General features: G+C 64.1%; 20 protein-coding genes and 1 tRNA gene. 11 read left to right on the top strand and 10 right to left on the bottom strand.

Annotated elements, in window-relative coordinates; all coding sequences use genetic code 11:
* Nucleotides 1–199 precede the first annotated feature (199 nt).
* Both BFN03_RS16165 and BFN03_RS16160 read right to left on the bottom strand, forming a co-directional pair.
* Nucleotides 200–276 (bottom strand) — tRNA-Pro (locus BFN03_RS16165).
* A gap of 53 nt (nt 277–329) precedes the next feature.
* Nucleotides 330–1,301, bottom strand: a complete 972-nt coding sequence (locus BFN03_RS16160; RefSeq protein ID WP_070380993.1) for a metallophosphoesterase — start codon at nt 1,299–1,301, stop codon at nt 330–332.
* 100 nt (nt 1,302–1,401) lie between these two features.
* Between BFN03_RS16160 and BFN03_RS16155 the strand changes: the two genes are divergently transcribed.
* Nucleotides 1,402–1,869, top strand: a complete 468-nt coding sequence (locus BFN03_RS16155) for a GatB/YqeY domain-containing protein (RefSeq protein WP_070379859.1) — start codon at nt 1,402–1,404, stop codon at nt 1,867–1,869.
* 45 nt (nt 1,870–1,914) lie between these two features.
* On the opposite strand, the gene BFN03_RS16150 is transcribed toward BFN03_RS16155, so the two are convergent.
* Nucleotides 1,915–4,272, bottom strand: a complete 2,358-nt coding sequence (locus tag BFN03_RS16150) for a penicillin-binding protein (RefSeq protein ID WP_070379858.1) — start codon at nt 4,270–4,272, stop codon at nt 1,915–1,917.
* Nucleotides 4,273–4,531: 259 nt separating this feature from the next.
* Between BFN03_RS16150 and BFN03_RS16145 the strand changes: the two genes are divergently transcribed.
* Nucleotides 4,532–4,855, top strand: a complete 324-nt coding sequence (locus BFN03_RS16145) for a WhiB family transcriptional regulator (protein WP_005248496.1) — start codon at nt 4,532–4,534, stop codon at nt 4,853–4,855.
* Between the two features lie 72 nt (nt 4,856–4,927).
* Here BFN03_RS16145 and BFN03_RS16140 read toward each other — a convergent pair whose 3' ends face one another.
* Together BFN03_RS16140 and BFN03_RS16135 are read right to left on the bottom strand one after the other, a co-directional pair.
* A complete protein-coding gene (locus BFN03_RS16140; RefSeq protein ID WP_070379857.1) occupies nt 4,928–6,070 on the bottom strand; it encodes an ArsA family ATPase in 1,143 nt (380 codons plus the stop codon).
* Nucleotides 6,067–7,140 carry an ArsA-related P-loop ATPase gene (locus BFN03_RS16135; RefSeq protein WP_084385648.1) on the bottom strand — a complete coding sequence of 358 codons (1,074 nt, stop codon included), beginning with the start codon at nt 7,138–7,140 and terminating at the stop codon, nt 6,067–6,069. Before BFN03_RS16135 ends, BFN03_RS16140 begins: the two co-directional genes overlap by 4 nt.
* On the opposite strand from BFN03_RS16135, the gene BFN03_RS20475 reads away from it, so the two are divergent.
* The 4 genes from BFN03_RS20475 to BFN03_RS16120 all read left to right on the top strand — a co-directional run bounded on the left by BFN03_RS20475 (nt 7,139) and on the right by BFN03_RS16120 (nt 8,924).
* Nucleotides 7,139–7,303, top strand: a complete 165-nt coding sequence (locus tag BFN03_RS20475) for a DUF4177 domain-containing protein (protein ID WP_157109634.1) — start codon at nt 7,139–7,141, stop codon at nt 7,301–7,303. The genes BFN03_RS16135 and BFN03_RS20475 overlap by 2 nt on opposite strands.
* Nucleotides 7,304–7,308: 5 nt before the next feature.
* Nucleotides 7,309–7,785: a RidA family protein gene (locus BFN03_RS16130; RefSeq protein WP_070380992.1), complete on the top strand. Its 477-nt coding sequence runs from the start codon at nt 7,309–7,311 to the stop codon at nt 7,783–7,785.
* Nucleotides 7,786–7,788: 3 nt separating this feature from the next.
* Entirely contained in the window at nt 7,789–8,613 is an 825-nt protein-coding gene (locus BFN03_RS16125; protein ID WP_070379855.1) for an MBL fold metallo-hydrolase, read from the top strand.
* 140 nt (nt 8,614–8,753) lie between these two features.
* Nucleotides 8,754–8,924 carry a zinc transporter permease gene (locus tag BFN03_RS16120; RefSeq protein WP_070379854.1) on the top strand — a complete coding sequence of 57 codons (171 nt, stop codon included), beginning with the start codon at nt 8,754–8,756 and terminating at the stop codon, nt 8,922–8,924.
* 69 nt (nt 8,925–8,993) lie between these two features.
* On the opposite strand, the gene BFN03_RS16115 is transcribed toward BFN03_RS16120, so the two are convergent.
* Nucleotides 8,994–9,668, bottom strand: a complete 675-nt coding sequence (locus tag BFN03_RS16115; protein ID WP_070379853.1) for a Crp/Fnr family transcriptional regulator — start codon at nt 9,666–9,668, stop codon at nt 8,994–8,996.
* Nucleotides 9,669–9,881: 213 nt separating this feature from the next.
* On the bottom strand, nt 9,882–10,142 hold the full coding sequence (locus BFN03_RS16110; RefSeq protein WP_070379852.1) for a hypothetical protein: 261 nt from the start codon (nt 10,140–10,142) through the stop codon (nt 9,882–9,884).
* Between the two features lie 21 nt (nt 10,143–10,163).
* Between BFN03_RS16110 and nth the strand changes: the two genes are divergently transcribed.
* The 4 genes from nth to BFN03_RS16090 are packed head-to-tail and all read left to right on the top strand — an operon-like array spanning nt 10,164 to nt 13,614.
* Nucleotides 10,164–11,009 (top strand): endonuclease III, encoded by an 846-nt coding sequence (gene nth / locus BFN03_RS16105; RefSeq protein WP_070379851.1) that lies wholly within the window; start codon nt 10,164–10,166, stop codon nt 11,007–11,009.
* Between the two features lie 12 nt (nt 11,010–11,021).
* Entirely contained in the window at nt 11,022–11,684 is a 663-nt protein-coding gene (locus tag BFN03_RS16100) for a TlpA family protein disulfide reductase (RefSeq protein WP_070379850.1), read from the top strand.
* Nucleotides 11,681–12,427, top strand: coding sequence for an NUDIX hydrolase (locus BFN03_RS16095; protein ID WP_070379849.1), 747 nt, complete (start codon nt 11,681–11,683; stop codon nt 12,425–12,427). The genes BFN03_RS16100 and BFN03_RS16095 overlap by 4 nt, the downstream gene beginning before the upstream one ends.
* A complete protein-coding gene (locus tag BFN03_RS16090) occupies nt 12,424–13,614 on the top strand; it encodes a MarP family serine protease (protein WP_070379848.1) in 1,191 nt (396 codons plus the stop codon). Before BFN03_RS16095 ends, BFN03_RS16090 begins: the two co-directional genes overlap by 4 nt.
* A 35-nt stretch (nt 13,615–13,649) precedes the next feature.
* Here BFN03_RS16090 and BFN03_RS16085 read toward each other — a convergent pair whose 3' ends face one another.
* From BFN03_RS16085 to nhaA, 3 genes are read right to left on the bottom strand one after another with little or no spacing between them, the layout of a single operon-like run.
* On the bottom strand, nt 13,650–14,579 hold the full coding sequence (locus BFN03_RS16085) for an alpha/beta fold hydrolase (protein WP_070379847.1): 930 nt from the start codon (nt 14,577–14,579) through the stop codon (nt 13,650–13,652).
* A gap of 9 nt (nt 14,580–14,588) precedes the next feature.
* Complete coding sequence (locus tag BFN03_RS16080) at nt 14,589–15,113, bottom strand: phage holin family protein (RefSeq protein ID WP_070379846.1); 525 nt, start codon at nt 15,111–15,113, stop codon at nt 14,589–14,591.
* The gene (gene nhaA, locus BFN03_RS16075; protein WP_070379845.1) at nt 15,110–16,345 is read right to left on the bottom strand and encodes a Na+/H+ antiporter NhaA; all 1,236 of its coding nucleotides are present in this window, start codon (nt 16,343–16,345) and stop codon (nt 15,110–15,112) included. The genes BFN03_RS16080 and nhaA overlap by 4 nt, the downstream gene beginning before the upstream one ends.
* A 190-nt stretch (nt 16,346–16,535) precedes the next feature.
* Between nhaA and BFN03_RS16070 the strand changes: the two genes are divergently transcribed.
* Nucleotides 16,536–17,921 (top strand): MFS transporter, encoded by a 1,386-nt coding sequence (locus BFN03_RS16070; protein ID WP_070379844.1) that lies wholly within the window; start codon nt 16,536–16,538, stop codon nt 17,919–17,921.
* The last annotated feature ends 22 nt before the right edge of the window (nt 17,922–17,943 follow it).

Here is a 17,943-nt window from a genome sequence, read left to right as displayed (position 1 = left end):
CGGTAGTGGCGAAGGTGTCCAGAACTTCTTTATGGCCGTTCATCATTCCTGGCAGGTGTCCATGCGTCGCTCATGTTGCTGGCTAGGCTGTTGTGGCGATTCTCGGACCGTGCGTCCGAGTCCCGGACGCACTGCGGACGGAAACGAAATAGAGGCCCTACCCGAAATTCTCGGACAGGGCCTCTACCTGCTCTAACACTGGTCGGGGTGGCGGGATTTGAACCCACGACCTCTTCGTCCCGAACGAAGCGCGCTACCAAGCTGCGCCACACCCCGTGTTGAACCTCGGCTAGCCTACAGGATCGGGATCGTAGGACTAAATCAGCAGGTCAATTGCGCAAAACTTCACTCTGCGACGGACTGGTGCGGCCCCGCCCGGCACCTGCGTCGGAGCCGCCTCGCTGTGCGGGAACCAAAGTCAGGAGTGTCGCCTCGGGGCGGCAGCAGAAACGTACAGGTGCCCAGGGTGATGTCCCGATTCCGGCGGACACGTGTACCTGGGTGTGGGAGCCCCACTGGGACGGGCCCTTGACTCGCGAACGGTCGATGCCGCAGTTGGTGACCAGCGCACCGTAGATCGGCAGGCAGAGTTGACCGCCGTGTGTGTGGCCGGCGAGTACCAGGTCGTACCCGTCGTCGGCGAAACGGTCGAGCACCCGGGGCTCGGGGGAGTGGGTGAGGCCGAGCCGGAGGTCGGCATGCGGGTTACCAGGCCCGGCGATGGTGTCGTACCGGTCGCGCCCGAGGTGTGGGTCGTCGATACCTGCTGACGCGACCTTGACTCCTGCCACCTCGAAGTCGCGTCGCGTGTGGGTGATGTCGAACCAGCCGCGTTCGGTGAAGGCTGCACGCAAGTCGCCCCATGGCAGCGGCTCACCCAGCACTCGTCCGTGGTCCCTGCGGAAGTACTTGAGCGGGTTCTTCGGCTTCGGCGCGAAGTAGTCGTTGCTGCCGAAGACGAACAGCCCGGGCCGGGCCAGTAGATTGCCCAACGCCTGAACCACCGCGGGAACCGCCCGCGGATGCGACAGGTTGTCGCCGGTGTTGACGACGAGATCGGGGTCGAGACTGTCGAGTTCACGTAGCCAGTTCTGCTTGAGCCGTTGCCCGGGCATCATGTGCAGGTCGCTGATGTGGAGGACTCGCAGCGTCGACGACTCCGGCTCGAGGACCGGCATCGTGACCTCGCGCAGTGCGAAAGCGTTGCGTTCGATGAGCGATGCATATCCGATCCCGAGGGCGGCGGCACCTGCGGTACCAAGAGCGGCGCGAGTCAGATTGGTACGGAAGTCGTCAGACACTCCCTCAGGATACCGATCCGTGCAATTGAGATGCAGTGCCAGATCGGCTGCGGAGAATTCCGGTGGCTCATTCGGATTACGACCGCGTAGCGTTCTGCTCATGTCAGATTCACTGAAAGCACGACTGCGCTCCGACATGACGGCCGCCATGAAGGCAAAGGACTCGTTGCGTACTTCCACGATCCGCATGCTGCTGGCCTCAGTTCAGACCGAGGAGGTCGCCGGCAAGCAAGCCCGCGAACTCACCGACGACGAGATTCTGGCGGTCCTCGCGAAGGAGTCGAAGAAGCGCGGAGAGGCTGCGGAGATCTACACCGAGAACGGGAGAGGCGAACTGGCGGCGAAGGAGCACGCCGAAGCCCGGATCATCGACGAGTATCTACCGACGCCATTGACCGACGCCGAACTCGTGGACGTCGTGGACACGGCACTCGCTCAGGTAGCAGAGGACATCGGGGAGCGCCCCGGTATGCGTCAGATGGGTCAGGTCATGAAGGCTGCTTCGGCAATTGCCGGTAACAAGGCCGACGGCAAGCGGCTTGCCGAGGCGGTCAAGTCCCGCCTCTGACATGTGGGTGGGACTTGCACAGGCGCATGTCCCACCCACATTCGATCACCCGGGCGGTAGTGGCAGCTGGATCGGCGGGAGGCCGGGTATCTGGAATGGCAACTGGAGAGGTGGAACGGGGGTTCCCTCGTCCGGCTGCTCCTCCGGCTCGGGCGGCGCTGTCCCGCTGCTGACGTAGATCGTGATGGTCGAGCCCGGGACCGCTGAACCGGACGGGGACGACCCGGTGACCGTTCCCGCCGCCGCCGAAGAGTCGGTGGTGACCGAGTTCACCGAGAAACCTGCACCCTGCAGGACCGAGATCGCGGCCGACTGACTCAGGCCGGCGACGCTCGGCACCTGGCCGTTCTGCGAGCCCCGCACGTACTTCTGGTCGAGCGGCGGCAGCGTCGTCGGCCCGAACTTGTCGGCGACCGGGTTCAGCGCTGCGAACCATGTCTGGGCGGGCTCGTTCCCGCCGTAGAGATTTCCGCCGCTGCAGGGCCGCAGCGGAAACGAGCAGATCCGGCCCGGTGTGGGTGAGTCGCCGAACACGTAGGCGGCTGCGGCGAAGTTGTTGGTAAACCCGAGGAAGCCCGATGACATGTTGGACTCGGTAGTGCCGGTCTTGCCCGACATCGGGAGCGTCCAGCCGGCGGACCTCGCGGCTGAGGCGGATGTGCCACCGGGCGCGTCGTCCTTGCTCATGGCATTGGCCAGTGTGTCGGCCAGGCCGGGTTCGACGACCTGCTCGCACGCCTGCTCCTTGAGACTGACGGGATTACCGTTGCGGTCGAACACCGAGTCGATCGGTGTGGGTGGGCACCACATGCCGTGTGACGCGAGCGTCGCAGCGACGTTCGACAACTCGAGCGGATTGATCCAGGTAGGCCCGAGCGTGAACGAGCCAAGATTCTGTTCCTTCTGGAAGTCGGCCATGCTTCTGTCGTCGAAGCCCGAGGTGTTGGGTTCGGCGTAGGAGCGCAGGCCCAGACGTACGGCCATATCCACCGTCGGTGTGACACCGGTGGCCTGGATCAGCTCGACGAATGCGGTATTGGGCGACTGCGCGAGCGCGTCCGTCACCGAGAGCGCCGAGGGGTAATTGCCCGCGTTCTCGACGCAGTACGTGTTCGGAGGGCAGCCCCTCGCGCCACCGCTACCCATGCCCCTTGCCTCGAATCGAGCGGGTACGTCCAAGACGGCGCTGGTGCCGAGGCCCTTTTCCATGGCGGCCGCCGTTGTGAAGATTTTGAAGATCGATCCGGCGCCGTGGCCGGCCAACGAGTACGGCTGCGGCTGGACGGTCTCGTGCTCGTCCGCGTCGAGGCCGTACGTGCGGCTGCTGCCCATTGCGAGGATCCGGTGCGAGTCCTGTCCGGGCTGGATCACGTTCATGACATTGGCGATCCCGTCGAGCGTGGGGCTCGCCTTGGAGTCGAGGGCCGCCTTGGTCGATGACTGGACCTCGGGGTCGAGCGTCGTCTTGATCAGATAGCCGCCCTTGTCGACCTGCTCGCGGCTGATGCCGGCGGAGGCCAGGTAGTCCAGGGCGTAGTCGCAGAAGAAGCCGGCATCTCCGGCCGCGATACACCCGCGGGGCAGTCGGTTGGGTTCGGGCAGCACCCCGAGCGGGGTTTCCTTGAGCCCTTGGAATTCTGCGGCACGGTCGGGAATGCTCGAGCTCATCGTGTCGAGCACGACGTTGCGCCGCGCGAGGACACCGTCGGGGTTCGTATAGGGGTTCAGTGCCGAGCTCGACTGAACCATGCCCGCGAGCATCGCGGACTGCTGAGTGTTGAGTTGGGACGCGTCGATGCCGAAGTAGGTCTGCGCGGCGTCCTGGATGCCGAACGAGCCGTTGCCGAACGGCACCAGGTTCAGGTACCGGGTAAGGATCTCGTCCTTGGTGAGTTCCTTGTCCAGGGTCAGCGCCATCCGGATCTCGCGGATCTTGCGGGCCGGGGTCGTTTCGATCGCGGCGCGACGTTCGGCATCGGTCTTGGCCACGACGAGCAGTTGGTAGTTCTTTACATACTGTTGGTCGATCGTCGATGCGCCCTGCTGGACCTCGCCGCTCGTGGTGTTGGTCAGAAACGCCCGTATCGTTCCCTGCCAGTCCACGCCCTTGTGCTCGGGGAACCGGCGGTCTTCGACCGAGACGATAGCGAGCTTCATCTCGTTGGAGATCTGGTCGCTGGGGACTTCGAACCGTCGCTGATCGTAGAGCCAGGCAATGGGGTTGCCCTCGGCGTCAACCATCGTCGAGACGGCGGGAACCGTTCCGTCGACCAGTTCGGCGGAGACGTTATCCACCGTGTCCGCCGCCCTGTTGGAGGCATATCCGAATCCTCCGGCGAGCGGAAACATCACGCCGGCGAGGAGCACGCCCGCGAGGGCAGATGATCCCGCGAGCTTCCCCACTGTTTTTGCAATCGACACGCCCTACAGGGTACGTGGGGTCTTCGGGTGCCCCGGTCGGGTGCAGATTGTCGGCTACGAAACTGCCCTGAGCAGTGGGGATGGACGTACGTACCAAAAAGTCGTGGATTCCATCTTGCGCATTGCAGATTCTTTACCTAAATTATGGGAACGGTGTGATGGAGATAACAGCCCATCACTTATCTGGTGCAGTCTCAGCGTGATAGGCGGGGGGGCTGTGCAGACACAAGAGGGGAACCGAATGCACATGACCACCCCAACTAGCCGTTTGGATGTCGAGCAAGCAGAAGCTCGAATCGCCTGGGTCACGCAGGCTCGTTGTCGGGAAGTCGATCCCGATCAGCTCTTCGTCCGTGGCGCAGCGCAGCGGAAGGCTGCGACGATCTGCCGGCATTGCCCGGTTTTGATGCAGTGTGGGGCCGATGCTCTCGACAATCGTGTCGAATTCGGCGTATGGGGCGGCATGACGGAACGTCAGCGCCGAGCACTACTCAAGCAGCACCCTGAGGTCGAGTCGTGGTCTGACTTCTTCGAAGCGCAGCGGCAGCATCAGTCCGCTGTCTGACTCCTGGGGGGCTGACTTCCAACCGGGGGATATAGCGCCGGGGGAATAGCGCGGACCGGATGACCGGCGAGCTCAGGACGTCTTGCGAGTGAGCTGGTCACCCACGGCCCTCAATGCTTCGAGGTCGGACACCTCGAACGGCAGCGAGGGAACGCCGACGATCGGCACGTGTGGGTGCGCGGCTGTGAATCGGCTCAACAGCTGGACCTCACGCTTCGCGGTCATGGCCCGGTGGGCGTGAATCTGCAGCACGGCCGCGGTGAGGGGATCCTGGTCTTCTAGTTGGTCAGCGGCGGTAACCGCGTGATCGGCCGACAGAGAGGCCAGGGTGGGATGCGTCCGATTCAGCACGAGCCCAGCAAGTGGCATGTCGTCGCCCAACAGTCGGTCCACGAAGAACGCGGCTTCCCGCAGTGCGTCCGGCTCGGCGGCGGCGATCACCAAGAAGTTCGTCCCGGGCTGTCGAAGCAATTCATAGGTGGCCCGTGCTCGTTCGCGAAATCCGCCGAACATCGAATCCAGTGATTGGACGAAACTGGACGCGTCCGAGAGCATCTGACTGCCCACGATGGTCGACACCCCGCGCAGCGCGAGGCCCATTGCCCCAGTCACCAACCGAGTAAGGCCACGACCAGGCGCCGTGAACAATCGGATCATGCGACCATCGAGAAACGCGCCGAGGCGCTGAGGTGCGTCGAGGAAGTCCAGCGCGTTGCGTGACGGCGGTGTGTCGACCACAACCAGGTCCCAGTCGGAGTTGGAAGCGAGTTGCCCCAGCTTCTCCATTGCCATGTACTCCTGCGTGCCGGAGAACGAGGTGGCGACCGTCTGATAGAAGGGGTTCGCGATAATCTGCTCGGCCTTCTCCGGTGTGGTGTGCTCGATCACCATCTCGTCGAATGTGCGCCGCATGTTGAGCATCATGGCGTGAAGTTCACCGGTGGTGCTCGCCCCGAGTTCCACCGGTTGAGGGGTGTTGTCGAGTTCCGCGACGCCGAGAGCCTGCGCGAGTCGGCGGGCTGGGTCGATGGTCAGCACGACCACCTTGCGGCCCTGTTCGGCTGCTCGCAGGGCCAGTGATGCCGCCGTAGTCGTCTTTCCCACGCCGCCGGCGCCGCAGCACACGATGATCCGGGTCGCCCGGTCTTCGAGCAGACCCGCCACATCGAGGGCCGGGGCAACATGGCGATGCTCGTGTTCAACTACCTGGGTCATCGGACACCCTGTTCCATCAGATATTCGGCGAGCTCGTAGAGTCCGCCCAGATCAACTCCGTCGGACAGCGACGGCAGGTGCAGTCGTGCACCGTCCACTTCCTCGAGTTGAACGGCGCTCTCTTTCTCGGCTTCGAGAACGGACGCGTGCTCGATCGTCTCGGTGAGGAGACCTGCGAAATCTTCTTCGGTCAGGTCGATTCCAGCATCCCGCAGCCCGGTGTGAATCTTCTCGGCATCGATTCGGCCCTTGGCGGCGTCGGCGAGCACCTCGGACGAGAGGAACTGCGGGCTGGTGCGATTGACGACGACGGTTCCCAATCGCAGATCGGATCGGATCAGATCCCCCGCGGCGTCAGCTGTTTCCTGCACCGGAAGAGCCTCGAGCAGCGTCACCAGGTGGACGACCGTCTCGTCCGAGTGCAGCAGCCGCACCACCCCTTCGCTCTGCGCATGCACCGGTCCGCCCTTCGCGAGATCGGCCATCGCCTTGGTCACGTCGAGGAAGTTGCCGATGCGACCGGTAGGCGGGGAGTCGACGACGACGGCGTCGTACACGCGATTGCCGGATTTGTCGGTTCGCACGACGCATTCCTTGATCTTGCCGGTGAGTAGTACGTCGCGAAGGCCTGGCGCGATGGTGGTGGCGAATTCGATGGCGCCGAACCGGCGCATCGCCCGACCGGCGAATCCGAGGTTGTAGAACATGTCGAGGTACTCGAGGAAAGCAGTCTCGATGTCTATGGCCAGCGCCATCACCTCGCCGCCTCCTTCGGCGGCCGCGACCTTCGTTTCCTTCGGGGGCAGCGGCGGCACGTCGAAGAGTTGAGCGATGCCTTGTCTACCCTCGACTTCTACCAGCAGTACACGACGGCCACCCTCGGCCAAAGCGAGGGCCAGCGCTGCGGCCACGGTGGTCTTTCCGGTGCCGCCCTTTCCGGAAACGAAGTGCAGCCGAGCCGCCGCGGCCTTGTGCGGCCAGGCGGCGGTGAGCTGGTCTGGAGATGCAACCACGAGGTCGAGCCTATAAGTCTGGGAGCGGAGACGTGCGGGGGATAGGCTCACCGGCATGAGTGAATTGACTTCCTGGGAGTACGCCACCGTTCCGCTGCTCACGCATGCGACCAAACAAATCCTGGACCAGTGGGGCTCCGACGGCTGGGAACTGGTGTCGGTTCTCCCCGGGCCCACGGGTGAGCAGCACGTCGCCTACCTGAAGCGCCCGAAGGGCTGATGGCCATGGCACAGACACAGAACTGGTCGAGCCGCCTGGCCGAACTGGGCGTCACTCTCCCGCCCGTCGTTCCGCCGGTGGCCGCGTACGTGCCGGCTGTGCGCACGGGGAATTACGTCTACACGTCGGGGCAGCTGCCAATAACCCAGGGCAACTTGACGGCTGTGGGCAAGGTCGGTGCCGACGTGTCGGACGAGGACGCCAAGGCCGCGGCTCGGACGTGTGCACTGAATGCGCTGGCGGCGGTCGACTCCCTCGTCGGTATCGACTCTGTGGTGCGGATCGTGAAAGTCGTCGGTTTCGTCGCCTCCGCCGAGGGATTCACCGGTCAGCCCGGTGTCGTGAACGGCGCGTCCGAGTTCCTCGGCGAGGTGTTCGGTGCGGCCGGCACACACGCCCGCTCGGCCGTCGGGGTAGCGGAACTGCCGCTCGGTGCGCCCGTCGAGGTGGAATTGATCGCAGAAGTCCGACCGGAGTCCTAGGTCATGGCCCTTGTCCATCCCGCCCACGCCCAGCTGCGAGAGGTCACCCCGATCGTCTCGGTGATGCTCCAGAACAATCCCGGCATGATGACGCTCGAGGGCACCAACACCTGGATTCTGCGTGCACCGGGTCGCGCCGAGTGCGTGGTGGTCGACCCCGGTGAGAACGAGGAGGAGCACCTCGCTCGGGTCGCCGCTGTCGGCCCGGTGGCCTTGACGCTCATTACGCATCGTCATTTCGATCACACCGGGGGAGTGCAGCGATTCTTCGAACTCACCGGCGCACCCGCACGTTCGGTGGATCCGGAGTTTCTTCGTGGTGGGGGAAAGCCACTCGTCGACGGTGAGACCATCGACGTAGCGGGACTCACCCTCGAGGTGGTCGCAACTCCAGGGCACACGCGGGATTCGGTGTCCTTCGTCGTCGAAGGCGGCGATTTCGAAGGCGGTGGCGGTTTCGAAGGCACCGTCTTGACCGGCGATACGATCCTCGGCCGCGGCACTGCCGTCCTCGACGACACCGACGGCGACCTCGGCGACTATCTGTCGTCACTGCGCCGGTTGCGCGACCTGGGAACCGGTTACAGAGTCATGCCCGGCCACGGGCCAGAACTTCCTGAACTGACTGCGGTGGCGCAGCAGTACCTCGCCCATCGGGAGGAAAGGCTCGACCAGGTGCGGGCCGCGCTCATGGCGCTGGGCGGAACCCCAACGGCCCGTGAGATCGTCGAGTATGTCTACTCCGACGTGCCCCGAGAGTTGTGGCCCGCGGCGGAGAAGTCCGTCAACGTGCAACTGGCGCATCTGCGCAGCACCGATGGTCCCTGATGCCCGTTTCTTCCACCCACGCCAGGCGCCCGAGCGTGTCGGCGGAAGGAAATGAAGCCCTGCACTACCGTGCCCGGTGCGTTAGATTGTATGCGTCAGTATTTATACGAGCATCTATACGAGCGAGAGGCAAGGCGCGCATGAGCACTTCCGAGCACCGTCCACACGATCCTTCCGATCATCCGCACGTTCACGGCAAGGACTGCGGACACGAGACGGTCCAACACGGCGACCACGTCGACTACATCCACGACGGTCACCGGCATGCGGAGCATGAGGGGCACTACGACGAGCACGGCGAGGTCGCCTGAGCCGTCCGCGTCGATCCAGCATGACTTCGGCCACCCCTGCAGGCAGGGGTGGCCGAAGTTGTGTGCGGACTATCGTGCGCGGCGTGCCAGGCGTTCGGAATCGGAGATCAGCACGCTCTTGCCCTCGAGGCGAAGCCATCCGCGATGCGCGAAATCGGCAAGTGCCTTGTTGACGGTCTCGCGGGACGCACCGACGAGCTGGGCAATCTCTTCTTGCGTGAGGTCGTGCGTGACACGCAGCGAGCCGGCCTCCTGGGTGCCGAATCGCTGAGCGAGTTGCAACAGCGCTTTGGCGACACGGCCGGGAACGTCCGTGAAGATGAGGTCGGCCAGATTGTTGTTGGTGCGGCGGAGACGACGTGCGAGCACCCGTAGGAGCTGTTCGGCAATCTCGGGGCGATGATCGATCCACGCCTTGAGTGCCGCGCGGTCCATGCTGACGGCGCGGACCTCGGTGACCGTCGTGGCGGTGGATGTTCGCGGGCCGGGGTCGAAGATCGACAGCTCACCGAACATGTCGGACGGGCCCATGATCGTGAGTAGGTTCTCACGGCCGTCTGGTGAGCGGCGGCCGATTTTGACCTTGCCCGACACGATGATGAACAGGCGATCACCGGGCTCACCTTCGTTGAAGATGACATGACCGCGGGGGAAGTCGACGGGCTGCAGCTGCTTGGTCAGTGCCGCTACCGCCGAGGGCTCGACCCCTTGGAAGATGCCGGCTCTTGCCAGGACGTCGTCCACTTAGGCTCCTCGAGAAGATTCGTTCGTCTGGATGCAATCTTGCGTGATTTGCTGCGTGTCGGCGATGCCCCGGTTCGCGGTGGCGCGCCTGCACGTAACAGGTTCGCATCCGAAGTCTACGTTGACGTGACCCGGTCGGAGTGACCGATACCACGGAAGCGGGACAGGACGCCCGGAATGCCGGATTTCGGTGAGCCCACTTGGGGCTTCCGATCAGCCTGCGCGCTGAGTCTCCGCATCGTCGTCGGTTTCGAAACCAGACCGGTGCTTGCGTCGGCGATTGAAGCGAGCGAGCGCACGGGGGAAGCCCTCTTTGGCCAGGGTGGCGACTTCGTCGTTGCTTGCCCCGTCCAGAAATTCCTCCACCTCTTGCTGGCGAACGGTGAGCTGGCTGAGTCGAAATTCGACCCGTTCCATGGCCAGCGCAAACAACATCAGCAGCACTGGGAAGAGGACCACGGCGAGACCTTGCATACCGGGAAGTAAACACTGCCAATGTCTCAGAAGCGACACAGCAGTGAGTCGGATTGGCCGGGTATACGTAGAGTTGACCTCGTGCACAAGACCCTCAGCGACGGCTCCGAAGCGAGCGGTCCGGCTCGTTCGCGGGCCGTCAAGCAGGGCGAGACCAGGCTCGGACTCGTCCGGCGCGCCCGCAGAATGAACCGTCGACTCGGTGAGGCCTTCCCGGAAGTTCACTGCGAACTCGACTTCGTCACACCCCTGGATCTCGCTGTTGCGACGATTCTCTCGGCGCAATGCACCGATGTCCGGGTGAACATGGTGACCCCGGCGTTGTTCGCCCGGTACCCCGACGCCAAGGCGTATGCGGAGGCCGAACGCGCCGAGCTCGAGGAGTACATCCGATCGACGGGCTTCTACCGAAACAAGACGAACGCGTTGATCGGGCTTGGTCAGGCGCTTCTCGAACGCTTCGACGGTGAGGTCCCGAACAACCTCGAAGATCTCGTGTCCCTCCCCGGAATCGGCCGGAAGACGGCAAACGTGATCCTCGGCAACGCGTTCGATGTTCCCGGGATCACGGTCGACACCCATTTCGGCAGGCTCGTGCGGCGCTGGAGGTGGACCGAGGAGGAGGATCCGGTGAAGGTCGAGCACGCGGTCGGCGCGCTGATCGAGCGCAAGGATTGGACGCTGCTCTCACACCGGGTGATCTTCCACGGCAGGCGTGTGTGTCATGCCCGCAAACCTGCCTGCGGGGTGTGCGTGCTCGCCAAAGACTGTCCGTCGTACGGCTTGGGACCTGTTGATCCCGACGTCGCGGCGGAACTTGTGCGCGGACCGGAGACGGAGCATCTGCTGCGTCTGGCCGGCCGGTAAGGGTTGGTAGGTGTGTCTGCATCAGCGCGGTGGAGTCTGGCCGCACTCGTCGTCGTAGTGGCCCTTGTCGTGGCGATCTGGCCGAGGGGTGGTGATGCCGAGGTGGCAACGTACGACGGTCGTTTCGGATCGGGTCGGATCACGTCGAACTCGGAGGGCACCGACCCCGATGCGCTGGCCGCACTGCGCTCGCAGGCGAGCCTGGCGCCCTGTCCCGCGCCGACGGGTGCGCCCGATCCTTCCTCCGATTCGCCGCTGTCCGGCATCACGCTCGACTGCATGGGGGATGGTAGTCAGGTAGACCTCGCCGCTGCGCTCGCAGGCAAACCTGCATTGCTCAACCTGTGGGCGTATTGGTGCGGTCCCTGTGCCGAGGAATTGCCGTATCTGCAGCGGTATTCCGAACGTGCCGGGGACGCAATTACCGTTCTTACGGTGCACTCCGATCCCAACGAGTCCAGTGCGTTGTCCCGCCTGACCGACTACGCCGTGACACTGCCCGGTGTGCAGGACGGCGACGGACGCGTCCGCGCCGCGGTCGGCGCCCCTGCGGTGCTTCCGGTGTCGGTGCTGATTCGATCCGACGGTACGGTGGCGAAGATCCTGCCGCAGCCATTCGACAGCGTCGATGACATTGCTGCTGCTGTCGAACAGAGTTTGGGGGTGGCAGCATGACGAACTCCACGGGGGGCGGGGTGCCGTCCTGGCTGAACAGCGTTGCGCATCACACCGTGGCGGACCCTCGCCGGTTCGATTCCGTTCTCGATCGGCGCGCACCGAAAGGCGCGATCGCCCGCCAAGCCGCGGTCCTGGTGCTCTTCGGCGGCCCGATCGAGTCGGATCCGCTGATGGCGGGTGGGTTGCCGGCCTCGGCGGACGTCCTCCTTACTCAGCGCGCGTCCACCATGCGTCAGCACAGCGGCCAGGTGGCCTTCCCCGGTGGCGCGAGTGACCCGGGTGACGAAGGGCCCATTGCGACCGCGCTGCGCGAGGCGCAGGAGGAGACCGGACTCGACCCGTCCGGGGTTCGTCCCGTTGCGGTGCTCGAGGAGATCTTCATTCCCCCGTCCGGCTTCGACGTCACTCCCGTCGTTGCGTACTGGGAGAGGCCAAGCGCGGTCGGCGTCGTCAATCCCGCCGAGGCAGAAAGAGTCGCCCGGGTTCCCCTGCACATGCTGATCGACCCGAGGAACCGGTTCCAGGTGCGGCACCCGGCAGGCTTCCAAGGGCCGGCGTTTGCCGTCGACGGGATGCTCGTGTGGGGCTTCACCGCAGGGATACTGGCCGCGCTGATCGCGACCTCTGGATGGGAACAGGACTGGGACACTCGCGATATCCGCGACCTCCAAACGGTTCTCGCCGAACTCGACGTCGACAACCTGACCGGTGTACCCGGTGATCAGGCGGCCGATCGATGACGGGCTCACGCTGGATCGACATCGCGATCGTGTTGATCGCCTTCGTTGCCGCCACGTCCGGTTGGCGCCATGGTGCCATTGCGTCTGTACTCGCCTTCGTCGGCGTCGTGCTCGGTGCGGTCGCGGGCATCTTGATCGCGCCCCACGTGCTGGTACACGTGGGCGAGGGCGTAGGTCGCCTGCTGGTCGGGGTCGCATTGATCGTGGTGCTCGTGATCATCGGAGAAGTCGCGGGCATGGTGCTCGGCAGGGCAGCACGCGGGAGCATGCACAGCCCCGCCGCTCGCTCGCTCGACAGTGCCGTCGGGGCCGGTGTGCAGGCTGTTGCGGTGTTCATTGCCGCATGGCTGCTTGCGATTCCGCTCACCTCGTCCTCCCAGCCCCAGGTATCGGCGGCCGTGCGGGGATCGAGCGTTCTCGAAACGGTCGACGACATCGCGCCCGCGTGGATGCGGAAACTGCCCAGCGAGTTCACCGCCCTCCTCGACACGTCGGGGCTCCCCGATGTCATCGGGCCCTTCGGTCGGACTCCCATCACCAACGTCGACCCGCCCGATGCAAGTATTCTGGCGAGCCCCGTCGCGGCATCGCTTCAGTCGAGCGTGTTGCGGATCCGTGGTGTGGCCCCTAGTTGCCAGAGAGCGCTGGAGGGATCCGGCTTCGTCGTTGCACCCGAGCGGGTGATGACCAACGCTCACGTCGTCGCGGGAACGGCGGGGATCCTCGTGGACACGCGGAACGGGCCGATGGACGCAGAGGTGGTGCTGTTCGATCCGTCGGCCGACATCGCCGTCCTCGCGGTCCCCGGACTCGACGCCCCCGTACTGAGCTTCGCGCCCGAACCGGCGAGCACCGGAGAGGACGCGCTCGTGCTCGGGTATCCCGGTGGTGGTCCGTACACGGCCAGTGCCGTGCGTATCCGGGAGGTTCTGGACCTCGACGGTCCGGATATCTACCGGGGCGCCACTGTCGAGCGTGAGGTGTTCACCGTTCGGGGTTCGATCCGACAGGGAAACTCCGGCGGACCACTCGTCGATTCCGGCGGACAAGTACTCGGCATGGTTTTCGGTGCTGCTGTCGACAACACCGACACGGGGTTCGTCCTCACCGCCAACGAGGTGTCGCAGCAGGTACAGGAGGCGCCGATGTCGACGGTGGCCGTGGGTACCGGAGACTGCATCCTCTAGAGGTGGGCTCTGTGCCCGAATGAGCGCTGCCAGGTCTATGGCTTCAAATGGTCGAGCAGGGCAGCGTTCACTCGTTCCGGGGACTCCCAATGCGCGTAGTGACCGACACCGGTGACCGTGAACAGATTCTGGGAGGGTGCGAACTGGTGGCTTCGCCGCACAGTGTCCGCGAGCACGTAAGGGTCGAGGTCGCCGTGAATGTGCAGCACCGGCATCCGCAGTTTCTGGTCCATCGCGGCCATGAAACGACTGCCGTCCGGCCTGAATTGGCTTCGGAACGCCCATCGCTGATACTCCAGGGTGCAATGTGCGGTTCCGGGAATCTGGATCGCTGATCTCATTCGTGAATGCACGACCTCGAACTCTGGGTTGTCCACCCACCCGGGACCCGATCGTTCGCGGATCAACCGCTCGATCTCTGCGCCTTCGTCACGGGTGAGGCGACGTTCCGGTCGCCACGGAAGCTGGTATGAGACGAAGGGAGGCAGCAATGCCCTGCGCTGGTGCCGGTCCCGGAGCACAGCCTGCTTGAGCGAAATCGGATGGGGCGAGCTGACCAGTGCGATAGACCGCACGAGACGGGTGTGCAGGATGGCGGTTGCCCAGCAGACCAGGCCACCATCCGCGTGGCCGACGAGTGTCGCCTCGCCGTAGCCCATCGCACGAATCAGTCCCGCGATGTCACCGGCCAGTGTCCACCCGTCGTATCCGCGGGGCGGCTTGTCGGAATCGCCGTATCCGCGGAGGTCGACCGCGACCGCGCGGTAACCCTCCGACGACAGTGCTGTCAGTTGATGACGCCACGACCACCAGAAGTCCGCGAACCCGTGCAGCAGGATGACGAGCGGGGCTTCCGGCGCGGCCGCACCGACCTCAGCGGTGTGAAAGCGAATTCCGTTGGCGTGAATGTCACGGTGAATCCAGGGGCCATCGAAGCGAACCGTAGATGGGTCAGGTGGTGCCACAGGCGTGAGTTACCGAGCGTGACGCCCGCTGGAAGATGCGAGATGGTCCTCCGCATCCGAGAGCGAGGTCGGCAGGACGGTCTTGGCCTGTTTCAGCGAATCGATGGTCTTCTCGGGCGCACGCAGTTTCCGCACCCGTCTGTAGCCGATCAGGCCGAGGATTGCCGTCGCCACGACCATGATGAGGAAGACGATCAGGAACGCCAGCCAACGGGGGATCCACACGTCGAGGAGTTCGGCGAGGAAAAAGAAGAAGAAGAACGAACTGAACAGGAGAACGGTGAGCGCGAGAATGAAGAACACGCCGCCCTGCACGCCCCTCTTGACCTGGCTTGTCACCTCGGCCTTGGCGAGTTCCACCTCTGCGCGGACCAGCGTGGAAACCTGAGCAGTCGCGTGTTTTACCAGCGTGCCGAGGCTCGCCTCGGCAGGCGTCTGAGCGTCCACATCGCTGAGCGGAATCGACGACACCGTGTTCGGTACCCCGTCGCCCGTGTACCGCTGGTGCTCTCCCTTGCCGTGAGTGTTGCTCACTTGTCGACCCCTCCAAGTTGCTCTAGCACGTCCGAGTCTTCCTTCCTGCTCGCATGCGCCCGACCGCGCCGCCACAGTAACGCTGATCCAATCAGTGACGCGGCCAACGATGTCACGAGTACCGCGACTTTAGCGATTTCGGCCTCGCTGCCGTCGCCGACTCCCGCAAGCGCGAGATCCGCTACTAGAAGGCTAACGGTGAACCCGATCGCGCCGAGCACTGACAGGGCAAACACGTCGCGGAACTCCAGTGCACGTGGTTTCTTCGCGATACCCAGACGAATCGCGAGCCACGAGACGCCGAAGATTCCGACGGTCTTGCCAACGAGGAGACCTGCGATCACGGACAGCGAGATGGGATTGGTGAACAGCTGTCCGAGCAAGTCGCTGCTCAGAGGTACGCCGGATGCGAATAGCGCGAACAGTGGGACGCACACGCCGGCCGACCACGGTTGGATGCGGTGCTCTAGCCGCGTTGCCGGGGCTTCGTCCTCACCGGGATCGCGTCGCACTCTGGTCAGGAGTCCGAGGGCGACGCCGGCCAGCGTGGCATGGATGCCTGCCTCGTGAACGCAATACCAGGTCAACAGCGCGAGTGGAACGTAGAGCCACGGTGTGGTGATCCGCTTGCGCTGTGCGTACGCGTAGACGGCGACGCAAGCCACCGCGCCCATCAGCCACAGCATTGCGATCGAGCTGGTGAACAACACCGCGATCAAAATGATGGCGAGAAGATCGTCGACGACGGCCAGACTCAGCAGGAAGACTCGGGCACTCGCCGGGATCCGGGAACCGGTCAGAGCGAGGACGCCGAGCGCAAAGGCAATATCGGTGGCGACGGGGATGGCCCAGCCACGATCCATGCCGGGGGCTCCGAAGCCGATACTCGCGGCGATGATCGCGGGTATCACCACACCGCCGATCGCCGCGATGACCGGAAGCAGAGCTCGCTGCCGGTCGGCGAGCTCGCCGACCACCAGTTCGCGTTTGAGCTCCATGCCGGCGACGAAGAAGAAGACCGCAAGAAGTCCGTCCTTCGCCCAAGTCCCGATTGTCAGATCCAGGTGAAGTGACTGCGGTCCGATCTGCCAATCACGAAGCGCGAAGTAGCTATCGGCGATTGGCGAGTTTGCCCACACGAGGGCTACGGCAGCGGCGACCAGGAGGATCGATCCGCCGATGGTCTCGGTGCGGAGGTACCGAGCGAATTCGGAACGCAGAGGTAAGGACACAGGCAGAGTCAATGGGTTCTCTCGCTAACGACGTGGTCCGGGCATGGCAATAGATTTGCCGACCAGACTTCCCGGCACACCAGGCGGAGAGCATATCCAACGCGTCAAACCGAAGGCATGCGGTGTCACCTTCCTGGTAGATGGGCTCTAGTCTCTTCCCCCTGAAATTAGCCAAGGAGGGGAAATTCGAGTGAATGGTGCAGTCGATACGTCACGGCTGGAAGCCGATGACGAAACAACCGTCGGCGACGTCCCACGTCGCCGGATCATTGTCGCGAGCATGGTGGGTACCTCCATCGAGTTCTACGACTTCTACATCTACGCGACCGCGGCCGTGTCGGTATTCCCGTATCTGTTCTTCCCCGAGGGGAACAGTTCGACGGCGCTGCTGGCGTCGCTCGCCACGTTCGGTCTTGCCTTCGTAGCCCGGCCACTCGGGTCGATTCTGTTCGGGCACTTCGGTGATCGCGTCGGTCGCAAGGCCACACTTGTCGGCTCGCTCCTCACGATGGGTATCGCCACGTTCGTGATCGGATTGCTGCCGACATACGTTCACATCGGTATCGCCGCGCCCGCGCTGCTGGCCCTGATGCGGTTCGGTCAGGGGCTGGGACTGGGCGGTGAGTGGAGTGGCGCAGCACTTCTCGCGACCGAGACCGCGAAGAAGGGCAAGCGCGCCTGGGCGGCGATGTGGCCGCAACTGGGGGCGCCGATCGGGTTCTTGCTCGCCAACGGTCTGTTTCTGATCATTGCCGAACTCATGAACCACGACAAGAACAGTGCCGACCTCGATAGCGCCTTCCTCACGTGGGGTTGGCGTATTCCCTTCCTGCTCAGCGCAGTTATGGTCATGGTCGGCCTGTACGTGCGGCTGAGGCTCGAGGAGACCCCGGTGTTCGCCCGCGCCGTGGCGAGGGGCGAGAAGGTGAAGACCCCTCTGGCCGAGGTATTCAAGAGCAGCTGGCGACAACTGATCATCGGTACGTTTGTGATGCTCGCCACGTACACGCTGTTCTACATCATGACGACCTGGGCGTTGAGCTACGGGACCGGCAAGACCAGCACCCCGGGTGACGGCGGGCCCAGCTTCCAGTACACCGACTTCCTGGTCCTCCAGCTGATCGCGGTCCTGTTCTTTGCTGCCTCCATCCCCGTGTCGGGATGGCTGGCCGACCGCTACGGTCGGCGCATCACACTGCTGGTCGTCAGCGGCACCATCATGGTGTTCGGGTTGTCGTTCGGCGTCATGCTCGATCAGGAGACGATCGGTACCACTCGCATGCTTGTGTTCCTCGCGATGGGAATGGTGTTGACGGGCATGACTTTCGGGCCGATGAGTGCCGTCCTGCCCGAGTTGTTCCCGACCAACGTGCGCTACACGGGTTCGGGTATCTCATACAACACCGCCAGTATCCTGGGCGCGGCCGTCGCTCCGTTCATTGCCGCATGGCTGGCCACCACCTACGGAGTCGGTTGGGTGGGTGTATATCTCTTGGTCGCAGCGGCAATCAGTTTCGTTGCCCTGCTGGTGATGAAGGAAACGAAGAACGAGTCGCTCGACGAAGTGGGGGCCTGACTCTCGGAGTGGTTGACGAGCA

Source organism: Rhodococcus sp. WMMA185 (genome assembly GCF_001767395.1).
In the GTDB taxonomy this organism is placed as follows: domain Bacteria; phylum Actinomycetota; class Actinomycetes; order Mycobacteriales; family Mycobacteriaceae; genus Rhodococcus_F.
This window is presented reverse-complemented; position numbering and strand designations above follow the sequence as displayed.